Source organism: Pseudomonas sp. 1, assembly GCF_056626735.1.
In genome coordinates this window covers 665,018-680,243 of record NZ_JBWXMQ010000001.1, presented here as the reverse complement: position 1 = coordinate 680,243, position 15,226 = coordinate 665,018, and the positions used below count along the sequence as shown (strand labels likewise).

At 60.7% G+C, this 15,226-nt stretch carries 17 protein-coding genes and 2 pseudogenes; 9 read left to right on the top strand and 10 right to left on the bottom strand.

The window, feature by feature from the left end; translation table 11 throughout:
- Positions 1-163 precede the first annotated feature (163 nt).
- Complete coding sequence (locus tag AC1MDC_RS03080; RefSeq protein ID WP_085698130.1) at positions 164-472, top strand: RcnB family protein; 309 nt, start codon at positions 164-166, stop codon at positions 470-472.
- A gap of 9 nt (positions 473-481) precedes the next feature.
- Here AC1MDC_RS03080 and AC1MDC_RS03075 read toward each other — a convergent pair whose 3' ends face one another.
- A complete protein-coding gene (locus AC1MDC_RS03075) occupies positions 482-1,558 on the bottom strand; it encodes a diguanylate cyclase domain-containing protein (protein ID WP_266200026.1) in 1,077 nt (358 codons plus the stop codon).
- A 142-nt stretch (positions 1,559-1,700) separates the two neighbouring features.
- Here AC1MDC_RS03075 and AC1MDC_RS03070 point away from each other — a divergent pair, with 142 nt between their 5' ends.
- Positions 1,701-2,039 carry an FKBP-type peptidyl-prolyl cis-trans isomerase gene (locus AC1MDC_RS03070; protein ID WP_007952931.1) on the top strand — a complete coding sequence of 113 codons (339 nt, stop codon included), beginning with the start codon at positions 1,701-1,703 and terminating at the stop codon, positions 2,037-2,039.
- Positions 2,040-2,125: 86 nt separating this feature from the next.
- Here the strand turns inward: AC1MDC_RS03070 and AC1MDC_RS03065 are convergent, their stop codons facing one another.
- Positions 2,126-2,407 (bottom strand): hypothetical protein, encoded by a 282-nt coding sequence (locus AC1MDC_RS03065; protein ID WP_266200027.1) that lies wholly within the window; start codon positions 2,405-2,407, stop codon positions 2,126-2,128.
- Positions 2,408-2,416: 9 nt separating this feature from the next.
- Positions 2,417-2,788, bottom strand: a complete 372-nt coding sequence (locus tag AC1MDC_RS03060) for a DUF6124 family protein (protein ID WP_266200028.1) — start codon at positions 2,786-2,788, stop codon at positions 2,417-2,419.
- 584 nt (positions 2,789-3,372) lie between these two features.
- Between AC1MDC_RS03060 and AC1MDC_RS03055 the strand changes: the two genes are divergently transcribed.
- The 4 genes from AC1MDC_RS03055 to dmeF all read left to right on the top strand — a co-directional run bounded on the left by AC1MDC_RS03055 (position 3,373) and on the right by dmeF (position 5,407).
- Complete coding sequence (locus AC1MDC_RS03055; protein WP_065258430.1) at positions 3,373-3,696, top strand: type II toxin-antitoxin system RelE/ParE family toxin; 324 nt, start codon at positions 3,373-3,375, stop codon at positions 3,694-3,696.
- 3 nt (positions 3,697-3,699) lie between these two features.
- Positions 3,700-4,011, top strand: coding sequence for a helix-turn-helix domain-containing protein (locus tag AC1MDC_RS03050; RefSeq protein ID WP_085698134.1), 312 nt, complete (start codon positions 3,700-3,702; stop codon positions 4,009-4,011).
- A gap of 176 nt (positions 4,012-4,187) precedes the next feature.
- Positions 4,188-4,463, top strand: coding sequence for a metal/formaldehyde-sensitive transcriptional repressor (locus AC1MDC_RS03045; protein WP_085698135.1), 276 nt, complete (start codon positions 4,188-4,190; stop codon positions 4,461-4,463).
- 11 nt (positions 4,464-4,474) lie between these two features.
- The gene (gene dmeF / locus AC1MDC_RS03040; protein ID WP_480392488.1) at positions 4,475-5,407 is read left to right on the top strand and encodes a CDF family Co(II)/Ni(II) efflux transporter DmeF; all 933 of its coding nucleotides are present in this window, start codon (positions 4,475-4,477) and stop codon (positions 5,405-5,407) included.
- On the opposite strand, the pseudogene AC1MDC_RS03035 reads toward dmeF, so the two are convergent.
- Positions 5,404-5,559 (bottom strand): annotated as a pseudogene (locus tag AC1MDC_RS03035) (cytochrome P450); the annotation flags it as partial. The gene dmeF and the pseudogene AC1MDC_RS03035 overlap by 4 nt on opposite strands.
- A 3-nt stretch (positions 5,560-5,562) precedes the next feature.
- Here AC1MDC_RS03035 and AC1MDC_RS03030 point away from each other — a divergent pair.
- Positions 5,563-5,802 (top strand): annotated as a pseudogene (locus tag AC1MDC_RS03030) (transcriptional regulator); the annotation flags it as partial.
- Here AC1MDC_RS03030 and AC1MDC_RS03025 read toward each other — a convergent pair.
- Positions 5,799-6,542, bottom strand: a complete 744-nt coding sequence (locus tag AC1MDC_RS03025) for an SDR family NAD(P)-dependent oxidoreductase (protein ID WP_085705075.1) — start codon at positions 6,540-6,542, stop codon at positions 5,799-5,801. The pseudogene AC1MDC_RS03030 and the gene AC1MDC_RS03025 sit on opposite strands and share 4 nt — an antisense overlap.
- 262 nt (positions 6,543-6,804) lie before the next feature.
- Here AC1MDC_RS03025 and AC1MDC_RS03020 point away from each other — a divergent pair, with 262 nt between their 5' ends.
- Both AC1MDC_RS03020 and AC1MDC_RS03015 read left to right on the top strand, forming a co-directional pair.
- Positions 6,805-8,025 carry a putative DNA modification/repair radical SAM protein gene (locus AC1MDC_RS03020; protein WP_266200031.1) on the top strand — a complete coding sequence of 407 codons (1,221 nt, stop codon included), beginning with the start codon at positions 6,805-6,807 and terminating at the stop codon, positions 8,023-8,025.
- Entirely contained in the window at positions 8,022-8,861 is an 840-nt protein-coding gene (locus AC1MDC_RS03015) for a TIGR03915 family putative DNA repair protein (protein WP_266200032.1), read from the top strand. Before AC1MDC_RS03020 ends, AC1MDC_RS03015 begins: the two co-directional genes overlap by 4 nt.
- 52 nt (positions 8,862-8,913) lie before the next feature.
- Here AC1MDC_RS03015 and AC1MDC_RS03010 read toward each other — a convergent pair whose 3' ends face one another.
- The 5 genes from AC1MDC_RS03010 to AC1MDC_RS02990 form a co-directional block, all read right to left on the bottom strand.
- Positions 8,914-9,933: a branched-chain amino acid aminotransferase gene (locus AC1MDC_RS03010; protein ID WP_085698139.1), complete on the bottom strand. Its 1,020-nt coding sequence runs from the start codon at positions 9,931-9,933 to the stop codon at positions 8,914-8,916.
- Between the two features lie 236 nt (positions 9,934-10,169).
- Positions 10,170-11,543, bottom strand: a complete 1,374-nt coding sequence (gene lpdA, locus AC1MDC_RS03005; protein ID WP_085705069.1) for a dihydrolipoyl dehydrogenase — start codon at positions 11,541-11,543, stop codon at positions 10,170-10,172.
- 4 nt (positions 11,544-11,547) lie between these two features.
- Positions 11,548-12,828, bottom strand: coding sequence for a dihydrolipoamide acetyltransferase family protein (locus tag AC1MDC_RS03000; RefSeq protein WP_085698141.1), 1,281 nt, complete (start codon positions 12,826-12,828; stop codon positions 11,548-11,550).
- Positions 12,829-13,887: an alpha-ketoacid dehydrogenase subunit beta gene (locus AC1MDC_RS02995; RefSeq protein WP_085698142.1), complete on the bottom strand. Its 1,059-nt coding sequence runs from the start codon at positions 13,885-13,887 to the stop codon at positions 12,829-12,831.
- A 1-nt stretch (position 13,888) separates the two neighbouring features.
- A complete protein-coding gene (locus AC1MDC_RS02990) occupies positions 13,889-15,124 on the bottom strand; it encodes a 3-methyl-2-oxobutanoate dehydrogenase (2-methylpropanoyl-transferring) subunit alpha (protein ID WP_007952906.1) in 1,236 nt (411 codons plus the stop codon).
- Positions 15,125-15,226: the final 102 nt, after the last annotated feature.

Genomic DNA, 15,226 nt, shown 5'->3' with positions numbered 1-15,226 from the left:
CGCGAGCCTGAATCCGCAGAATGGAGTTAATGATTCAGCCTGCCAGCGATAGCGGTCTTTTTGACGACTACAGTCTCTCGGTCAGCCGAGACCAAAAACACGGAATGATTCCCGAACCCCGCAGTCGGAGTTCAGGTATCACACATCTGAAGGAGGTTCACCGATGAACAACAAGACCCTAATCGCCAGCCTGGCCCTCGTCGCCGGCATCGCCGGGATCACCCCACTCGTTCAAGCGGCGCAAACCTCGAACGATACTGTCGAACAATCACCGACCGGCAAACGCGAACTGAACGTCAACGACCGCGCCCCGGATATCTACCAGCGCAGCGAAAAAGCCATCAAAAACTGGAAACAGAAAGGCCTCAAGCAACCAGAGCCGCAGGCGCAGTGGGTGCAGATCAACGATAAATACGTGATGGTGATGATTACCAACGGGACGATTGTGGCGATTCAGCCGGTCGAGAAATAGCCTGGGGACTCAATCAACCCGGCCATGACTCAGCAACTGTCCGCCACCCAACCGATACTGATTGTTCCCGCTGCGCTTGGCCTCATACATCGCCAGATCGGCAATGTGCAGCAAGCGATCCATGGTCGGCGCGTGGTCGGGGAATACGGCGACGCCGAGGCTGGTGCCGATGTGGCGTTGGTCGTTGCCGATCGGAATGGGTGGGGACAATTCGATGAAGATTTTCTGGCAGATGCTGCGAGCTTCGTCCTGCAGGTTCAGGCCGGGGGCGAGGCCTTGCAGGATGACCACGAATTCATCGCCGCCGATCCGCGCGACGGTGTCGCTGACTCGCAGGATGCGTTTCAGGCGAGTGGCGGAAGTGATCAAAACGCGGTCGCCGGCGGCGTGACCGTAGCGGTCGTTGATTGCTTTGAAGCCGTTGAGATCGATGAACACCAGCGCCACCCGCGTCTCGGTCACGCGGGCATGTTCGAGTGCTTCCGATAGCCGTTCTTCCAGCACCAGCCGATTCGGCAGACCGGTCAGCGGATCGAAATGGGCCAGATGCTGGAGATAGCTGGCCGAAGCCTTTTCTTCGGTAATGTCGCGCACCACGCCCATCATCTTGATCACCGCATCGTGATCGTTGCGTACCACGTTGCCGGTTTCCCGCAGCCAGCGAATCGTGCCGTCGGGCCAGACCACGCGGTATTCCTCATCGTGGTTTTCACCGGTTTCCAGACAGCGCAATTCTCCGGCGCGCACCTTGGCGCGATCGTCGGGGTGCACGCAGGAGCAAAACAGGGCGTAGGAGGGTGTCACCTCGCCGATCTTGAACCCGAACATGCCGAAGATCGCATCCGACCAGTAGAGCCGGTCGGTGTCGACCTCCCAGTCCCAGGTGCCGATCCGGGCGAAATACTGGCTGCGTTTGAAGCGGTCGGCGTCGCCATCCTGGTGAATGTTCTGTCCTTCGGCCGCTCGGGTGAGCAGTTCGCGATACTCGGCGAGTTGCTGACGAAGCTCGCGCACTCGGCGGATCAGAACGGCGATCACGACCATCAGCACAACGACAATGGCAAAGCCGATCCAGAGTTGAGTCATTCAAACATCGCTGACATGGCGTATCGATTCGGGATGGGTGGCGGGTGGCCATCATCCATCACGGCCAACACGGGGTCAAACGGTTGCCAAGGGCCGGTATTTCTGGGAAAACGGCCGCCAGCGGAACAATAGAGTGAAAGTCATGAATGATGAACTGCAGATAATCGATCTTCAGCCCGGCGACGGAAAAGCCGCCGTCAAAGGCGCGTTGATCACCACCCAGTACACCGGTTGGCTGGAAGACGGCACCGAATTCGATTCGTCCTGGAGCCGGGGCAAGCCGTTTCAGTGTGTGATCGGTACGGGCCGGGTCATCAAGGGTTGGGATCAAGGGATCATGGGCATGCAGGTGGGCGGCAAGCGCAAGCTGCTGGTGCCGGCGCATCTGGGTTATGGCGAGCGGACGATGGGCAAGATTCCGCCTAATTCGAATCTGGTGTTTGAGATTGAGTTGCTGGAGGTTTTGACGCGGGAGGATTGATTGCCCGTTTCACTGCTGAGGTCATAAAACCCGCTGTCTCCTTTCACGGAGCCAGCGGGTTTTTTCTTGCCTTTTTACCTGGGGCGTTACGCGGCAATCGCCATCTCATCCAGCGTCGCGGCAACCGTGCCGGTCAGGCTTGGAAATCGGCGCTTTACGCTGGTGAGTGCGGGCAGCAGTCGATTGCGGTCCAGTTCGCCATGGTCACGGGCGAGTTGGGTGAGGGCGTTGAGTGCGGCAGTGACGATGGATTTTCGTTCGCTCTCGAGCAGTAGCAGACAGACTTTCTGGGCCCACTGGCTGTCTTTTTCGTTGAGGCCGATGGAGATCAGAGCGGCGACGATGTGTGCATCGGATTTGCTTTCCATGGGTGTTCCTCAGGTCGTGGCATCGAGAGTGTCCAGCGCCCGATTGACCGCCAGTTCGCCACACATCACCACTTGGGCGATGCCCAGCACGGTGCTGCGGTAGGGCGGGTCCAGCAGCGCGGCGAAGTCGCTGAGCATCACGCTGGCCGAAGTCATCGATTCGCAGGCGTGGGCCAGCAGGGCATGTTGATCCTGGTTGGGGGCTATGAGGAACATGCGGCTAGGGCAGTGTTGTTTCGGGGCGGTGGGTTTCAGGTAATGATCGAGGGCGCGCTCGGCGGCTTCGTGGAGTTTTTTTGAGTCGGTGGAAGAGTAGGGCGAAGTCGGGTCGGACTCGTTGGGTACGTCTGTTTCGGGTGGATCGGGAACGTATTTGAACATTCGGGAAAGCCTCAAAGTGATGCCGACACCACCTCGCGACTAAACGAATAGGTGGCAGCTGTACGCAGGTTAGTCGACCGGCGACTTCCCAAAACCGGCGCACCCGAGGGTGCCCTGCACACAGCCGCCATAGAGTGCAGATGAAGGTCACCTGACTTGTCTGGAGCACATGTAAAGTTTTGAGAAATCATCGAGCGACTAAACCCGTTCACTGACCATTCAGTGATGCGAATCAAGTTACCGACGCCCTCAAAACAGCACAAGCCGGCGGATTCTGGCGTAGTTGTAGGCAAAGGCGCAAGGCAATGTAGCCTCCCGGATGGGGGCAAAATGATGCGTCATTTTTCAGTCCGCCATCGCGAGCAAGCTCGCTCCCACAGGGGATCTGTGTGGGCTTAACAAGTGTGCCGACTCGCCAATTTCTGCTTTGTGATACCAAATGTCAGATAAGCCAATTCAAACTTGATTTATATCGGTTTCGATATAGTCTGCTGTATGTGATCGCTGCCATTCCTTGCAACACACCGCCGCGACACGATTCCGTCCGGGCTATTACGCTTTTCCTTCCAACACAGGAGAAGCCAATGCCAAGACACAAGGACGTGGTGTTTGTCGGGAGTGCGCTCAAGGATTTGAGAGCTTTTCCCCTCGATGCTCGCAGAGCTGCAGGATTCCAACTGGATCTGTTGCAACAGGGCGACGAACCCTTTGACTGGCGCCCCATGAAAACAGTCGGGCGGGGCGTCAATGAAATCAGAATCACCGAGGATTCAGGGGCGTTTCGAGTGTTTTATGTGGTCAACCGGCCTGACGCGATTTATGTGCTGCACGCCCTGCAAAAGACCACGCGCAAAACCGAGACGCGAGACATAGAACTGGCACGGGCCAGATACCAGGAAATAGGTTGAACCATGACGGATCATCAAAACTCTTCCCAGCGTTTCTCAAGCGTCTGGGATGCACTGGAAGACACGCCGCAGGAAGCGGCCAACATGCGCCTGCGGGCCAAGCTGATGCGCACGCTGTGCGAAACGATTCGTGCCTGGGAGCTTCCGCAGAAGGAGGCGGCCAAGCGTCTTGGCATCACCCAGCCGCGCCTCAACGACGTACTCAACGGCAAAATCGACAAATTCTCTCTCGATGCGCTGGTCAACCTGTCGGCCGCCGCGCAACTGGACGTAGACCTCTGCTTCTCGTCGTCCCCGCCACTGCAATGGGCCTGACAGACGAGGGTTCCCAACGGCCCTGCCTCTGAACAGCCTTCCAGAGGCGGCGCCGTCTGACGTGCCGCCTCATTCACATCAAAATTTCAAGCCGCGACGGATGGTCGAAAGCAGGCCTTGCCCCTTCTGATCTAAACAGCGACTATGCTCGCCATATAGGGGTAGGGGGTATAGGTATGTCGCACACACACGAACACAAAGGCGAGTTGCTTAACCGCGTCCGGCGCATTGCCGGGCAGGTTCAGGCTGTCGAAAAAGCGCTGGAGTCCGAGGCCGATTGTGCCAAGACGTTGCACTTGATGGCGGCGGTTCGCGGGGCGATCAACGGCCTGATGGAGCAGTTCATCGAGGCCCACGCCCGCGAGCATGTCGCCCGTCCCGACCTCAGCGACGAGGCCCGCGCCCAAGGCGTGGAAGAGTTGTTGCTGGCCATCCGCCGATATTCCAAGTGAGCGCCGATATCATGACCCTCAAGGTTGATGACTTTTCCCACGACCACCAGTTTCTCGGTGCTTCCCACGATGAAAACGCCCGCCGCACGCTGTGGGTGGTGGTTCTGACCTTCGTGATGATGATCGGCGAAGTTGCCGCCGGTTATCTCACCGGTTCGATGGCATTGCTGGCCGACGGTTTCCACATGGCGACTCACGCCGGCGCCTTGGGCATCGCGGCGGCGGCCTACGGTTTTGCCCGGCGCAACGCCAACAACCGGCGCTACAGTTTCGGCACCGGCAAGGTCGGCGATCTGGCGGGTTTTGCCTCGGCGATGGTGCTGGGGCTGGTGTCGCTGGGGATTGCCGGGGAATCGGTTTTCCGTCTGTTCCAGCCGACCAGCGTGGCGTTCGGCGAAGCCACCTTGATCGCCGTGGTCGGACTGGGCGTCAACCTGCTCAGTGCGTTTTTGCTGGCCGGCCATCACAGCCATCATGACCACGGCCATAGTCACGACCACAGCCACGATCACGGTCATCATCACCATCACGACAACAACCTGCGATCAGCCTACATGCACGTACTGGCAGACGCGTTGACCTCGGTGCTGGCGATTGCCGCGCTGCTGGCCGGTCGCTATCTGGGCTGGGTGTGGATGGATCCGGTGATGGGCATTGTCGGTTCCGTCGTCATCGCCAAATGGGCCTGGAACCTGATGCGCGACAGCGCCGCCGTGCTGCTCGATACCACCGATGAGCCGGTGGCCGAGGAGATCCGCGAACTGCTGGAAACCTCCGATGACGTACGCATCAGCGATTTGCACGTCTGGCAGGTCGGCCCGCAGGCGCGGGCGGCGATTGTCAGCGTAGTCGCGGCGGCTGGCGTGACTGCTGAAGCGATTCGCGAACGACTGGCACCGGTGCATGAGTTGTCGCACCTGACGATCGAATTACGCAACGCCTAAGCCCGTACTTCGCTGAACAGCGGAATTCGCCCGTTCAGCGAAGGGCGGTAATGCCAGGCGAACCGCTTCAGGTCGATGTCATGAGCAAGGATTTTACCTACGGTGGCGCTGGCAATCGTCATCGCCGGCCTTTGCCCCTGACATTGGTGCCGACGTGTCTGGACTGGAGCATGCGCCGGCCGCACTTAGGCGGTTCGCTCGGGGCGGCGTTATTGCAGGCTGCGTTGAAGCGCAAATGGGTGACGCAGGATCTGGACTGCCGGGCGCTGACGTTGACGGTGCAAGGGCGTCGAGAATTTGCGTCGCGTTGGGGTCTGGCTTTGCCCGAAGCCGGGCGGGACTCGTCAGGTCGCAAGCTGACGGATTCCACGCCCGGATCGGTGCATGCGCGTTAGCTCAGGGTATAACCGCTATCGACCACCCAATCCTGACCGATGACGCCGCGAGCACCATTGCCCAGTTGGAACAGAATGACGTCGGCCACTGCCGCAGGTTCGAGAAACTGCCCGCTCAAAAGCCGGTTGTTGACGCCTTGGGCCACGTCCCGGAGCGCTTCGTCACTCAGGCCCAATGTCGACCAGATCGGCGTTGCAGTCGGGCCGGGGGAGACGCAGTTGATGCGCACGCCGTGGGGCGCCAGCTCGACCGCGAGGGTCCTGGCATGGGCGATCAACGCTGCTTTTGATGCGATGTAGGCGGCCAGCCCCGCGAAACTGATTTGGGCCAGAAAAGTACCGATGAACACCACTGACGCCTTGTCTGCAAGGTGCGGGCGCAGGGCAGCCAACGTGTTCAGGGCTCCGGCGCCGTTCACCGCCCATTGGCGATCGAACGCCGAGCTGTCGAGCCCGTCGGCGAGTTCTGCGATACCGGCATTGGGCACCACGAAGCTTGCCGGGCCCAGACTCGCAGCCTGCTCGGCCAAGGAGGCAAGGTCAGAGGCTTGAGTGACATCGCCGGGATGCCAGACCAGTTGCTGTGGATACCGCTCAAGCAGTTCGGCCAGTGCTCCGGGCTTTCGCGACATGGCCAACACGCGTGCGCCTTGGTCGAGCAGGCGCTCGGTAGCGGCCAGGCCTATGCCCGAACTGGCGCCGGTGATGACCGCAAGCTTGCCCTGAAAAACATGATCCATGTTCAACTCCCGTTTTTGGTCTTCAGCCAAATGGCTACCGTGAGTCAGTCAATTTTCGGGCCATGCCGGACAGCCTTGAATATCAGGGGCTGCGCAGATTTGATAGTCATTATGACCTTCGTGATATCGAGTCAATCTGACTGCCATTGAGTCAAATTGACCTGACTGCTGCGGCGCGACAATCCGACGAAGAGCGGCATTGCACCTTGAATGAGCCAATTGCTCTCTATACTGTATATGCGAACAGTATCGAGTGCGTGCCATGCAAATTATCGACAAGCTCAGCATCCTCGCCGATGCCGCCAAGTACGACGCCTCCTGCGCCAGCAGTGGCGCGCCCAAGCGCAGCTCCGAGGGCAAGCGCGGGCTGGGATCGAGCGATGGCATGGGCATCTGCCACAGCTACACGCCGGACGGGCGTTGCGTGTCGCTGCTCAAGGTTCTGCTGACCAACTTCTGTCTCTACGACTGCCAATACTGTGTCAACCGCCGCTCCAGCGACGTGCCCCGCGCGCGGTTCACTCCAGAGGAGGTGGTGACGCTGACCCTGGATTTCTACCGGCGCAATTGCGTCAGCGGGTTGTTCCTCAGTTCAGGGATCATCCGCTCGGCGGACTACACCATGGAGCAACTGGTGCGTGTCGCGAAGCTGTTGCGCGAAGAGCATGAGTTTCGTGGCTACATTCATCTCAAGACCATTCCCGACGCGGATCCTGCCCTGATCGAAGAGGCCGGGCGTTATGCCGACCGCTTGAGCGTCAACATTGAATTGCCCACCGATGCCAGTTTGCAGACGCTGGCGCCGGAGAAGCACATCGGTTCGATCAAGCAGGCGATGAACACCATCTACACCGGCGTGCAGACCGTGCTTAACGAACCTCGCGCACCAAAGTTCGCCCCGGCCGGGCAGAGCACGCAGATGATCGTCGGCGCCGATGACACCGACGACAGCACAATTCTGCACAGCGCCCAGGCGCTCTACGGCAACTTCCGTCTGCGCCGGGTCTATTACTCGGCGTTCAGCCCGATTCCCGACAGCCCGAAAAGCGTACCGCTGGCCGCGCCGCCACTGATGCGCGAGCACCGCTTGTATCAGGCTGATTTTCTGTTGCGCGGTTATGGCTATACCGCCGGTGAGTTGCTTCAGGGGCCGGGCAATCTGGCGCTGGACATCGACCCGAAACTGGCCTGGGCGCTGCAGAACCGCGAGGTGTTTCCGCTGGACCTCAACCGCGCCGAACCGGCGTTGATCTCACGCATTCCCGGCATCGGCCTGCGCACCACCGAACGTCTGGTGGAGCTGCGTCGGCAGCGGCGCATTCGCTACGAAGACGTGGCGCGTATGCGTTGCGTGCTGGCCAAGGCCAAGCCGTTCATCATCACCAGCGATTACCACCCGCAGCAGGCAGAAGTCACCAGCCAGATGCTCTATCAGCAACTGCGCGACCGGCCGATGCCGCAACAGATGGGACTTTGGGGATGATCAATCTCGATTGCGACGACCTGTTCGACATCTGGCGCCAGCAGGCGCGCTGGCTGCTCAGCCATGAAATCGACCCGAGTCTGGTGAGCTGGGCGTCGGAAGGCGTGAGCGATCTGTTCGCCAGTGACGTGTCGGTGCCCGAAGGGCAGGGGCCGTTTCAGGCTCGGATTCCGCGTGCATTGCTTGACACCCTGGAACAAGCATCTCGATACCGGGGCGATCAACGCTGGAGTCTGCTGTATGAAGTGCTGTGGCGCGTCAGCCATGGCGATCGCACCGCAATGATGGCCGGTGACAAACTGGGCAGCGAGTTGCAGCGCCGGATCAAGCAGGTGCAGCGCGAAGCCCATCATCTGCATGCGTTCGTGCGTTTCATCGAGCGCTCGGCGGATCTGCCGGGGCCGCAATATGTAGCGTGGCACGAACCGGCCCACGACATCCTGCACAGCGCCAGCGAACATTTCGTCGGGCGCATGGGGCGGCATCGCTGGCTGATAGCTACGCCCCGCGACGGCGTTTATTACGATGGCGATCGACTGATCCATCAACGGCAATGCCCGGTGGAGTGGCAGCAACTGGCGCAGAACGTCGATGATCCCCACGGTGATTTATGGCTGACGTACTACAGCCACATCTTCAACCCGGCGCGGTTGAACGAGAAAGTCATGCAAGGGCATTTGCCGACGCGGTTCTGGAAGAACCTGCCGGAGGGGGAGCTGATTCCCGGATTGATTACCCAGGCGCGCATGGGCAAGCAGCAGAACGGACAGGCGAGCGGGATTGCCGGTCGCGCGGGCAAGCGGATTGCCATGAAGGTTCGCGAACGGGACGAATGAAAAAGCCCCCATCGATCACTCGATGGGGGCTTTTGTGCATCTGGCCGTCAGATCAAACCTTGACGATCCAGCCTGCTGGCGCTTCGATGTCGCCGGTCTGCACGCCGGTCAGCTCTTTGTAGAGCTTCTGGGTCACAGGGCCGACTTCGGTTTCGCTGTGGAACACGTGCAGGTGGTCGTTGTAGCTGATGCCGCCGATCGGGGTGATCACCGCAGCGGTACCGCAGGCACCGGCTTCCTTGAAGTCCGACAGCTTGTCGATGAACACGTCGCCTTCGACCACTTCCAGACCCAGGCGGGACTTGGCCAGTTCGATCAGCGACAGACGGGTAATACCCGGCAGTACCGACGGCGAGTTCGGGGTCACGAACTTGTTGTCGTGGGTAATCCCGAAGAAGTTGGCCGAACCGACTTCCTCGATCTTCTTGTGGGTCAGCGGATCCAGGTAGATGGCATCAGCGAAGTGCGCTTTCTTGGCCTGGGAGCCTGGCATCAGGCTGGCGGCATAGTTGCCACCGACCTTGGCGGCACCGGTGCCTTGTGGCGCGGCGCGGTCGAAGGTGGAGATCTGGAAGTTGTGCGGAGTCAGGCCGCCCTTGAAGTAGGCGCCAACCGGAATCGCGAACACCGAGAAGATGAACTCAGGTGCGGTACGCACGCCGATGTTGTCACCCACGCCGATCACGAAAGGACGCAGGTACAGCGCGCCGCCGGTGCCGTAAGGCGGGATGAAGCGCTCGTTGGCACGAACCACTTGCTTGCACGCTTCAATGAACTGCTCGGTGGACACATGTGGCATCAGCAGGCGGGCGCAGCTGCGTTGCATGCGTGCAGCGTTCTGGTCCGGACGGAACAGGTTGATCGAGCCGTCCTTGCAACGATAGGCCTTCAGGCCTTCGAAGCATTGCTGACCATAGTGAAGCGCAGTGGAGCCTTCGCTGATGTGCAGCACGTTGTCTTCGGTCAGGGTGCCTTTGTCCCACTCGCCGTTGCGAAAGTACGACAGATAGCGTTTGTCGGTCTTGATGTAGTCAAAACCCAGCTTGTCCCAGTTGATGCTTTCGTTACCCATGACACCCTCTATCACTGAACAACCGCCGAAGCGGTTCAAGGCTTCTGACGTTTTTTTGGATGGGCACAACAATACTTCATTCTTGAGCGGTTTCGCAGCCCGAAATCTCTGCCTTTGATCGTTCCCACGCTCTGCGGGGGAATGCAGTCCGGGACGCTCTGCGTCCCGACAGTCGAACGCGGAGCGTCCGTGGAGGCATTCCCACGCGGAGCGTGGGAACGATCTGCGACCGAGAGTTACAGGTGCAACGCGTGCCCGAGCGCACGCAAAGCCGCTTCCTGCACCGCTTCGCCCAGGGTCGGGTGCGCATGAATGGTGCCGCCGATGTCTTCCAGTCGTGCGCCCATTTCAAGGCTTTGCGCGAACGCGGTCGACAGCTCCGACACCCCGACACCCACTGCCTGCCAACCGACAATCACATGATTGTCCCGACGAGCGACCACCCGCACGAAGCCGGTTTTCGATTCCAGGGTCATCGCCCGGCCATTGGCCGCGAACGGGAAGTTCGACACGATGCAGTCCAGTCCAGCAGCTTTCGCTTCGTCCGGCGTCTTGCCGACGACCACCAGTTCCGGGTCGGTGAAGCAAACCGCAGCGATGGCGGTCGGGTTGAATTCGCGGGTCTTGCCGCTGATCAGCTCGGCCACCATCTCGCCCTGAGCCATGGCGCGGTGGGCCAGCATCGGCTCGCCGCTCAGGTCGCCGATGGCGTAGACGTTGCGCATGCTGGTCTGGCAACGGTTGTTGATCTTGATCGCGGAGCCGTTCATGTCCAGGTTCAGCGCTTCAAGGTTCCAGCCTTGGGTATTGGGTTTGCGACCGACGGCCACCAGCACCTGATCGGTTTCCAGATTCAGGGTGTCGCCGTTCGGATCGCGCACCTGCAACGTACCGTCGAAGCCCAGAACACTGTGTTTCAGATACAGCTTCACGCCCAGTTGCTTCAGCGCGTCGTGCACCGGTTGGGTCAGTTCTGCGTCGTAGGCCGGCAGGATGCGATCCTGCGCCTCGACCACGCTGACCTCGGCGCCGAGCTTGCGATAAGCAATGCCCAATTCCAGACCGATGTAACCGCCACCCACCACGATCAGACGCTTCGGAACCGACTTCGGCGCGAGCGCCTCGGTCGACGAAATGATCGGCCCGCCAATCGGCAGGATCGGCAGATTGACGCTTTTCGAACCGGTGGCCAGCACCAGATGTTCGCAGTGGATGCGGGTGTCGCCGACTTCCACGGTCTTGCCATCGATGACCTTGGCCCAGCCGTTGATGACCTGAACCTTGTTCTTCTTCAGCAACGCGGCGACGCCAGTGGTCAGGCGATCGACGATGCCGTCCTTCCACTCGACGCTTTTGCTGATGTCGAGGGTCGGCGCCGAAACGCTGATGCCCAGTGCCGAATGCTGATTGTGGTGTTGAGTCTGGTGAAACTGTTCGGCCACATGAATCAGCGCTTTCGACGGAATACAGCCGATGTTCAGGCAGGTGCCGCCCAGCGATTCGCCCTCGACCAGAATGGTCGGAACGCCCAGTTGCCCGGCACGAATGGCCGTTACGTAACCGCCGGGGCCGCCGCCGATGATCAGCAGCGTGGTGTTCAGAGTTTGCATGCCATCACTCCACAAACAGGGTCGCGGGTTGTTCGAGCAGACCACGAATGGCCTGGATGAAGAGCGCCGCGTCCATGCCGTCGACCACCCGGTGATCGAAGGAGCTGGAGAGGTTCATCATCTTGCGGATCACCACCTGGCCTTTGACGACCATCGGGCGTTCGACGATTTTGTTGACGCCGACGATCGCCACTTCCGGCAGGTTCAGCACCGGGGTACTGACGATGCCGCCAAGGGCGCCGAGGCTGGTCAGGGTGATGGTCGAGCCGGACAGCTCATCGCGGCTGGCCTTGCCATTGCGGGCGGCAGTGGCAAGACGAGAAATTTCCGCCGCACTGTCCCACAGGCTGCGCGCTTCGGCGTGACGCACCACCGGTACCATCAGGCCGACGTCGCTTTGGGTGGCGACGCCGACATGCACCGCGCCGAGACGGGTGATGACCTGGGCTTCGTCGTCGTAACGGGCATTCATCTGCGGGAAGTCGCGCAGGGCGACGACCAAGGCACGTACGAGGAACGGCAGCAAAGTCAGCTTGCCACGGCTGGCGCCATGTTTTTCGTTCAGGTGTGAACGCAGTTCTTCAAGCGCGGTGACGTCGATTTCCTCGACATAACTGAAGTGCGCAGCACGTTGGGTCGCTTCCTGCATGCGCTGGGCAATCTTGCGGCGCATGCCGATCACTTGAATCTGTTCTTCATCGTGACGCTGGGCGTAAGCGGCGGCGACCGGTGCCGAAGCGTTCGACTGACCCTGCGCCAGGTAGGCGTCGAGGTCTTCGTGCAGCACGCGACCGGCCGGGCCGGAACCGCGCACCAGACGCAATTGAATGCCCAGATCCAGCGCGTGTTTGCGCACGGCCGGCGAGGCCAGCGGACGCTCATCGGCTTCACGGGCAACCATTGGGCCCTGGCAAACGGCAGCCGCCGGACGCGGCGCGGTGACAGCAGGTTTGCTTTCGACGACCGCTTCAACTTTGGGTGCGGCAGGTGCTTCTTTCGCCGCAACAGGCGCCGGCTTGTCCGACTCCTTCAGATTGCCGGCGCCTTCAACCTCGATGCTGATCAGGATACTGCCGACCGCCATCACTTCACCCGGCTGACCGCCCAACGCAATCACCTTGCCGTGTACCGGCGAGGGAATATCGACCATCGCCTTGTCGGTCATCACATCCGCCAGTACCTGATCTTCAACGACCAGATCGCCAACCTTGACGTGCCACTGCGACAGTTCTACTTCTGCGATGCCTTCGCCGATGTCCGGCATCTTGATAACGTGCGTGCCCATTCAGACCTCCATGACCCGTTTCAGCGCCGCGCCCACTCGGGACGGCCCAGGGAAATACGCCCACTCCTGCGCGTGCGGGTAGGGGGTGTCCCAACCGGTGACGCGCTCGATCGGCGCTTCCAGGTGGTGGAAGCAATGCTCTTGCACCAGCGACACCAGTTCGGCGCCGAAACCGCAGGTGCGGGTGGCTTCGTGCACCACCACGCAACGGCCGGTTTTCTTCACGGATTTGACGATGGTTTCCAGGTCCAGCGGCCACAGGCTGCGCAGGTCGATGACCTCTGCATCAACGCCGGATTCTTCGGCGGCAACTTGCGACACGTAAACGGTGGTGCCGTAGGTCAGCACGGTCACGTCCTTGCCCGGACGGGTGATCGCGGCGACATCCAGCGGTACGGTGTAGTAACCGTCCGGCACTTGCGCGGCCGGGTGTTTCGACCACGGGGTTACCGGACGGTCGTGGTGGCCGTCGAACGGGCCGTTGTACAGGCGTTTCGGCTCGAGGAAGATCACCGGGTCATCGTTTTCGATGGAGGCGATCAGCAAGCCTTTGGCGTCATACGGGTTGGACGGCATGACGGTGCGCAGACCGCAGACCTGAGTGAACATCGCCTCGATGCTCTGGCTGTGGGTCTGGCCGCCGTAGATGCCGCCGCCGCAAGGCATGCGCAGGGTCATCGGGGCGGTGAACTCGCCGGCCGAGCGATAACGCAGACGGGCGGCTTCGGAAATGATCTGGTCGGACGCCGGGTACACGTAGTCGGCGAACTGAATCTCGGCAACCGGACGCAAGCCATAAGCACCCATGCCCACGGCGACGCCGACGATGCCGCTCTCGGAGATCGGCGCATCGAACACCCGCGAGGTGCCGTACTTGGCCTGCAGGCCTTCGGTGCAACGGAACACGCCGCCGAAGTAGCCGACGTCCTGGCCGAACACCACAACGTTGTCGTCACGCTCAAGCATCACATCCATGGCCGAGCGCAGGGCCTGGATCATGGTCATGGTGGTCGTGGTCATGGCGGTTTCCAACTGAATATTGTTGTTGTGATCGTTCATGTCAGATCCCCAACTGCTGACGCTGGCGCTTCAAGTGCTCCGGCATCTCTTTGTAGACGTCTTCGAACATGGTCGCGGCGCTCGGAATCTGGCCGCCGGCGAGGGTGCCGTACTGCTCGGCCTGTTTCTGCGCGGCGATCACCTCGGCTTCGAGTTCGGCGCTGACGGCGGCGTGCTCTTCTTCCGACCAGTGACCGACCTTGATCAGGTGCTGTTTCAGGCGGGCAATCGGGTCGCCCAGTGGGAAGTGGCTCCAGTCGTCGGCAGGACGGTATTTGGACGGATCGTCGGAGGTCGAGTGTGGGCCGGCGCGGTAGGTGACCCATTCGATCATGGTCGGGCCGAGGTTGCGGCGGGCGCGTTCGGCGGCCCATGCGGAGGCGGCGTAGACCGCGTAGAAATCGTTGCCATCGACCCGCAGCGAGGCGATGCCGCAACCGACGCCGCGTCCGGCGAAGGTGGTGGCTTCACCACCGGCGATGGCCTGAAAGGTCGAAATTGCCCATTGGTTGTTGACCACGTTGAGGATCACTGGCGCACGGTAAACGTGAGCGAAGGTGAGGGCGGTGTGGAAGTCCGATTCGGCGGTGGCGCCGTCGCCGATCCAGGCCGAGGCGATTTTGGTATCGCCCTTGATCGCCGAGGCCATGCCCCAGCCCACGCCCTGGATGAATTGAGTGGCGAGGTTGCCGGAAATGGTGAAGAAACCGGCGTCCTTGACCGAGTACATGATCGGTAACTGACGGCCCTTGAGCGGATCGCGCTCGTTGGACAGCAGTTGGCAGATCAGGTCGACCAGCGGTACGTCGCGGGCCATCAGAATGCTTTGCTGGCGGTAGGTCGGGAAGCACATGTCGTCGATGTTCAAGGCCAGGGCCTGGGCGCTGCCGATGGCTTCTTCGCCAAGGCTCTGCATGTAGAACGACATTTTTTTCTGACGTTGGGCGACCACCATGCGGTTGTCGTAGATCCGGGTCTTGAGCATGGCGCGCATGCCTTTGCGCAGGATCTCGACCGGCACGTTTTCGGCCCATGGGCCGAGGGCATTGCCCTGGTCGTCGAGCACGCGGATCAGGCCGCGGGCAAGGTCGGCGGTGTCGGCCGGTTCAACGTCGATGGAAGGTTTGCGCACCGTCCCGGCATCGGTCAGATGCAGGTAGGAGAAATCGGTTTTGCAGCCTGGGCGACCCGAGGGTTCAGGGACGTGCAGACGCAGCGGTTCATACGCTTGGGTCATGGCTTCTACGCTCGATCTTGTGAATTTCTTGTAGTGAGCTGGCAGTCATTCTTCGATAAAAGAAATCTTGTCCTACAACAATCATAGGCCCGGGCAAGAAGA

Coding starts and splice junctions, on each gene's coding strand:
- AC1MDC_RS03080 (WP_085698130.1), top strand. CDS start 164: ATGAACAACAAGACCCTAATCGCCAGCCTGGCCCTCGTCGCCGGCATC.
- AC1MDC_RS03075 (WP_266200026.1), bottom strand. CDS start 1,558: ATGACTCAACTCTGGATCGGCTTTGCCATTGTCGTTGTGCTGATGGTC.
- AC1MDC_RS03070 (WP_007952931.1), top strand. CDS start 1,701: ATGAATGATGAACTGCAGATAATCGATCTTCAGCCCGGCGACGGAAAA.
- AC1MDC_RS03065 (WP_266200027.1), bottom strand. CDS start 2,407: ATGGAAAGCAAATCCGATGCACACATCGTCGCCGCTCTGATCTCCATC.
- AC1MDC_RS03060 (WP_266200028.1), bottom strand. CDS start 2,788: ATGTTCAAATACGTTCCCGATCCACCCGAAACAGACGTACCCAACGAG.
- AC1MDC_RS03055 (WP_065258430.1), top strand. CDS start 3,373: ATGCCAAGACACAAGGACGTGGTGTTTGTCGGGAGTGCGCTCAAGGAT.
- AC1MDC_RS03050 (WP_085698134.1), top strand. CDS start 3,700: ATGACGGATCATCAAAACTCTTCCCAGCGTTTCTCAAGCGTCTGGGAT.
- AC1MDC_RS03045 (WP_085698135.1), top strand. CDS start 4,188: ATGTCGCACACACACGAACACAAAGGCGAGTTGCTTAACCGCGTCCGG.
- dmeF (WP_480392488.1), top strand. CDS start 4,475: ATGACCCTCAAGGTTGATGACTTTTCCCACGACCACCAGTTTCTCGGT.
- AC1MDC_RS03025 (WP_085705075.1), bottom strand. CDS start 6,542: ATGGATCATGTTTTTCAGGGCAAGCTTGCGGTCATCACCGGCGCCAGT.
- AC1MDC_RS03020 (WP_266200031.1), top strand. CDS start 6,805: ATGCAAATTATCGACAAGCTCAGCATCCTCGCCGATGCCGCCAAGTAC.
- AC1MDC_RS03015 (WP_266200032.1), top strand. CDS start 8,022: ATGATCAATCTCGATTGCGACGACCTGTTCGACATCTGGCGCCAGCAG.
- AC1MDC_RS03010 (WP_085698139.1), bottom strand. CDS start 9,933: ATGGGTAACGAAAGCATCAACTGGGACAAGCTGGGTTTTGACTACATC.
- lpdA (WP_085705069.1), bottom strand. CDS start 11,543: ATGCAAACTCTGAACACCACGCTGCTGATCATCGGCGGCGGCCCCGGC.
- AC1MDC_RS03000 (WP_085698141.1), bottom strand. CDS start 12,828: ATGGGCACGCACGTTATCAAGATGCCGGACATCGGCGAAGGCATCGCA.
- AC1MDC_RS02995 (WP_085698142.1), bottom strand. CDS start 13,887: ATGAACGATCACAACAACAATATTCAGTTGGAAACCGCCATGACCACG.
- AC1MDC_RS02990 (WP_007952906.1), bottom strand. CDS start 15,124: ATGACCCAAGCGTATGAACCGCTGCGTCTGCACGTCCCTGAACCCTCG.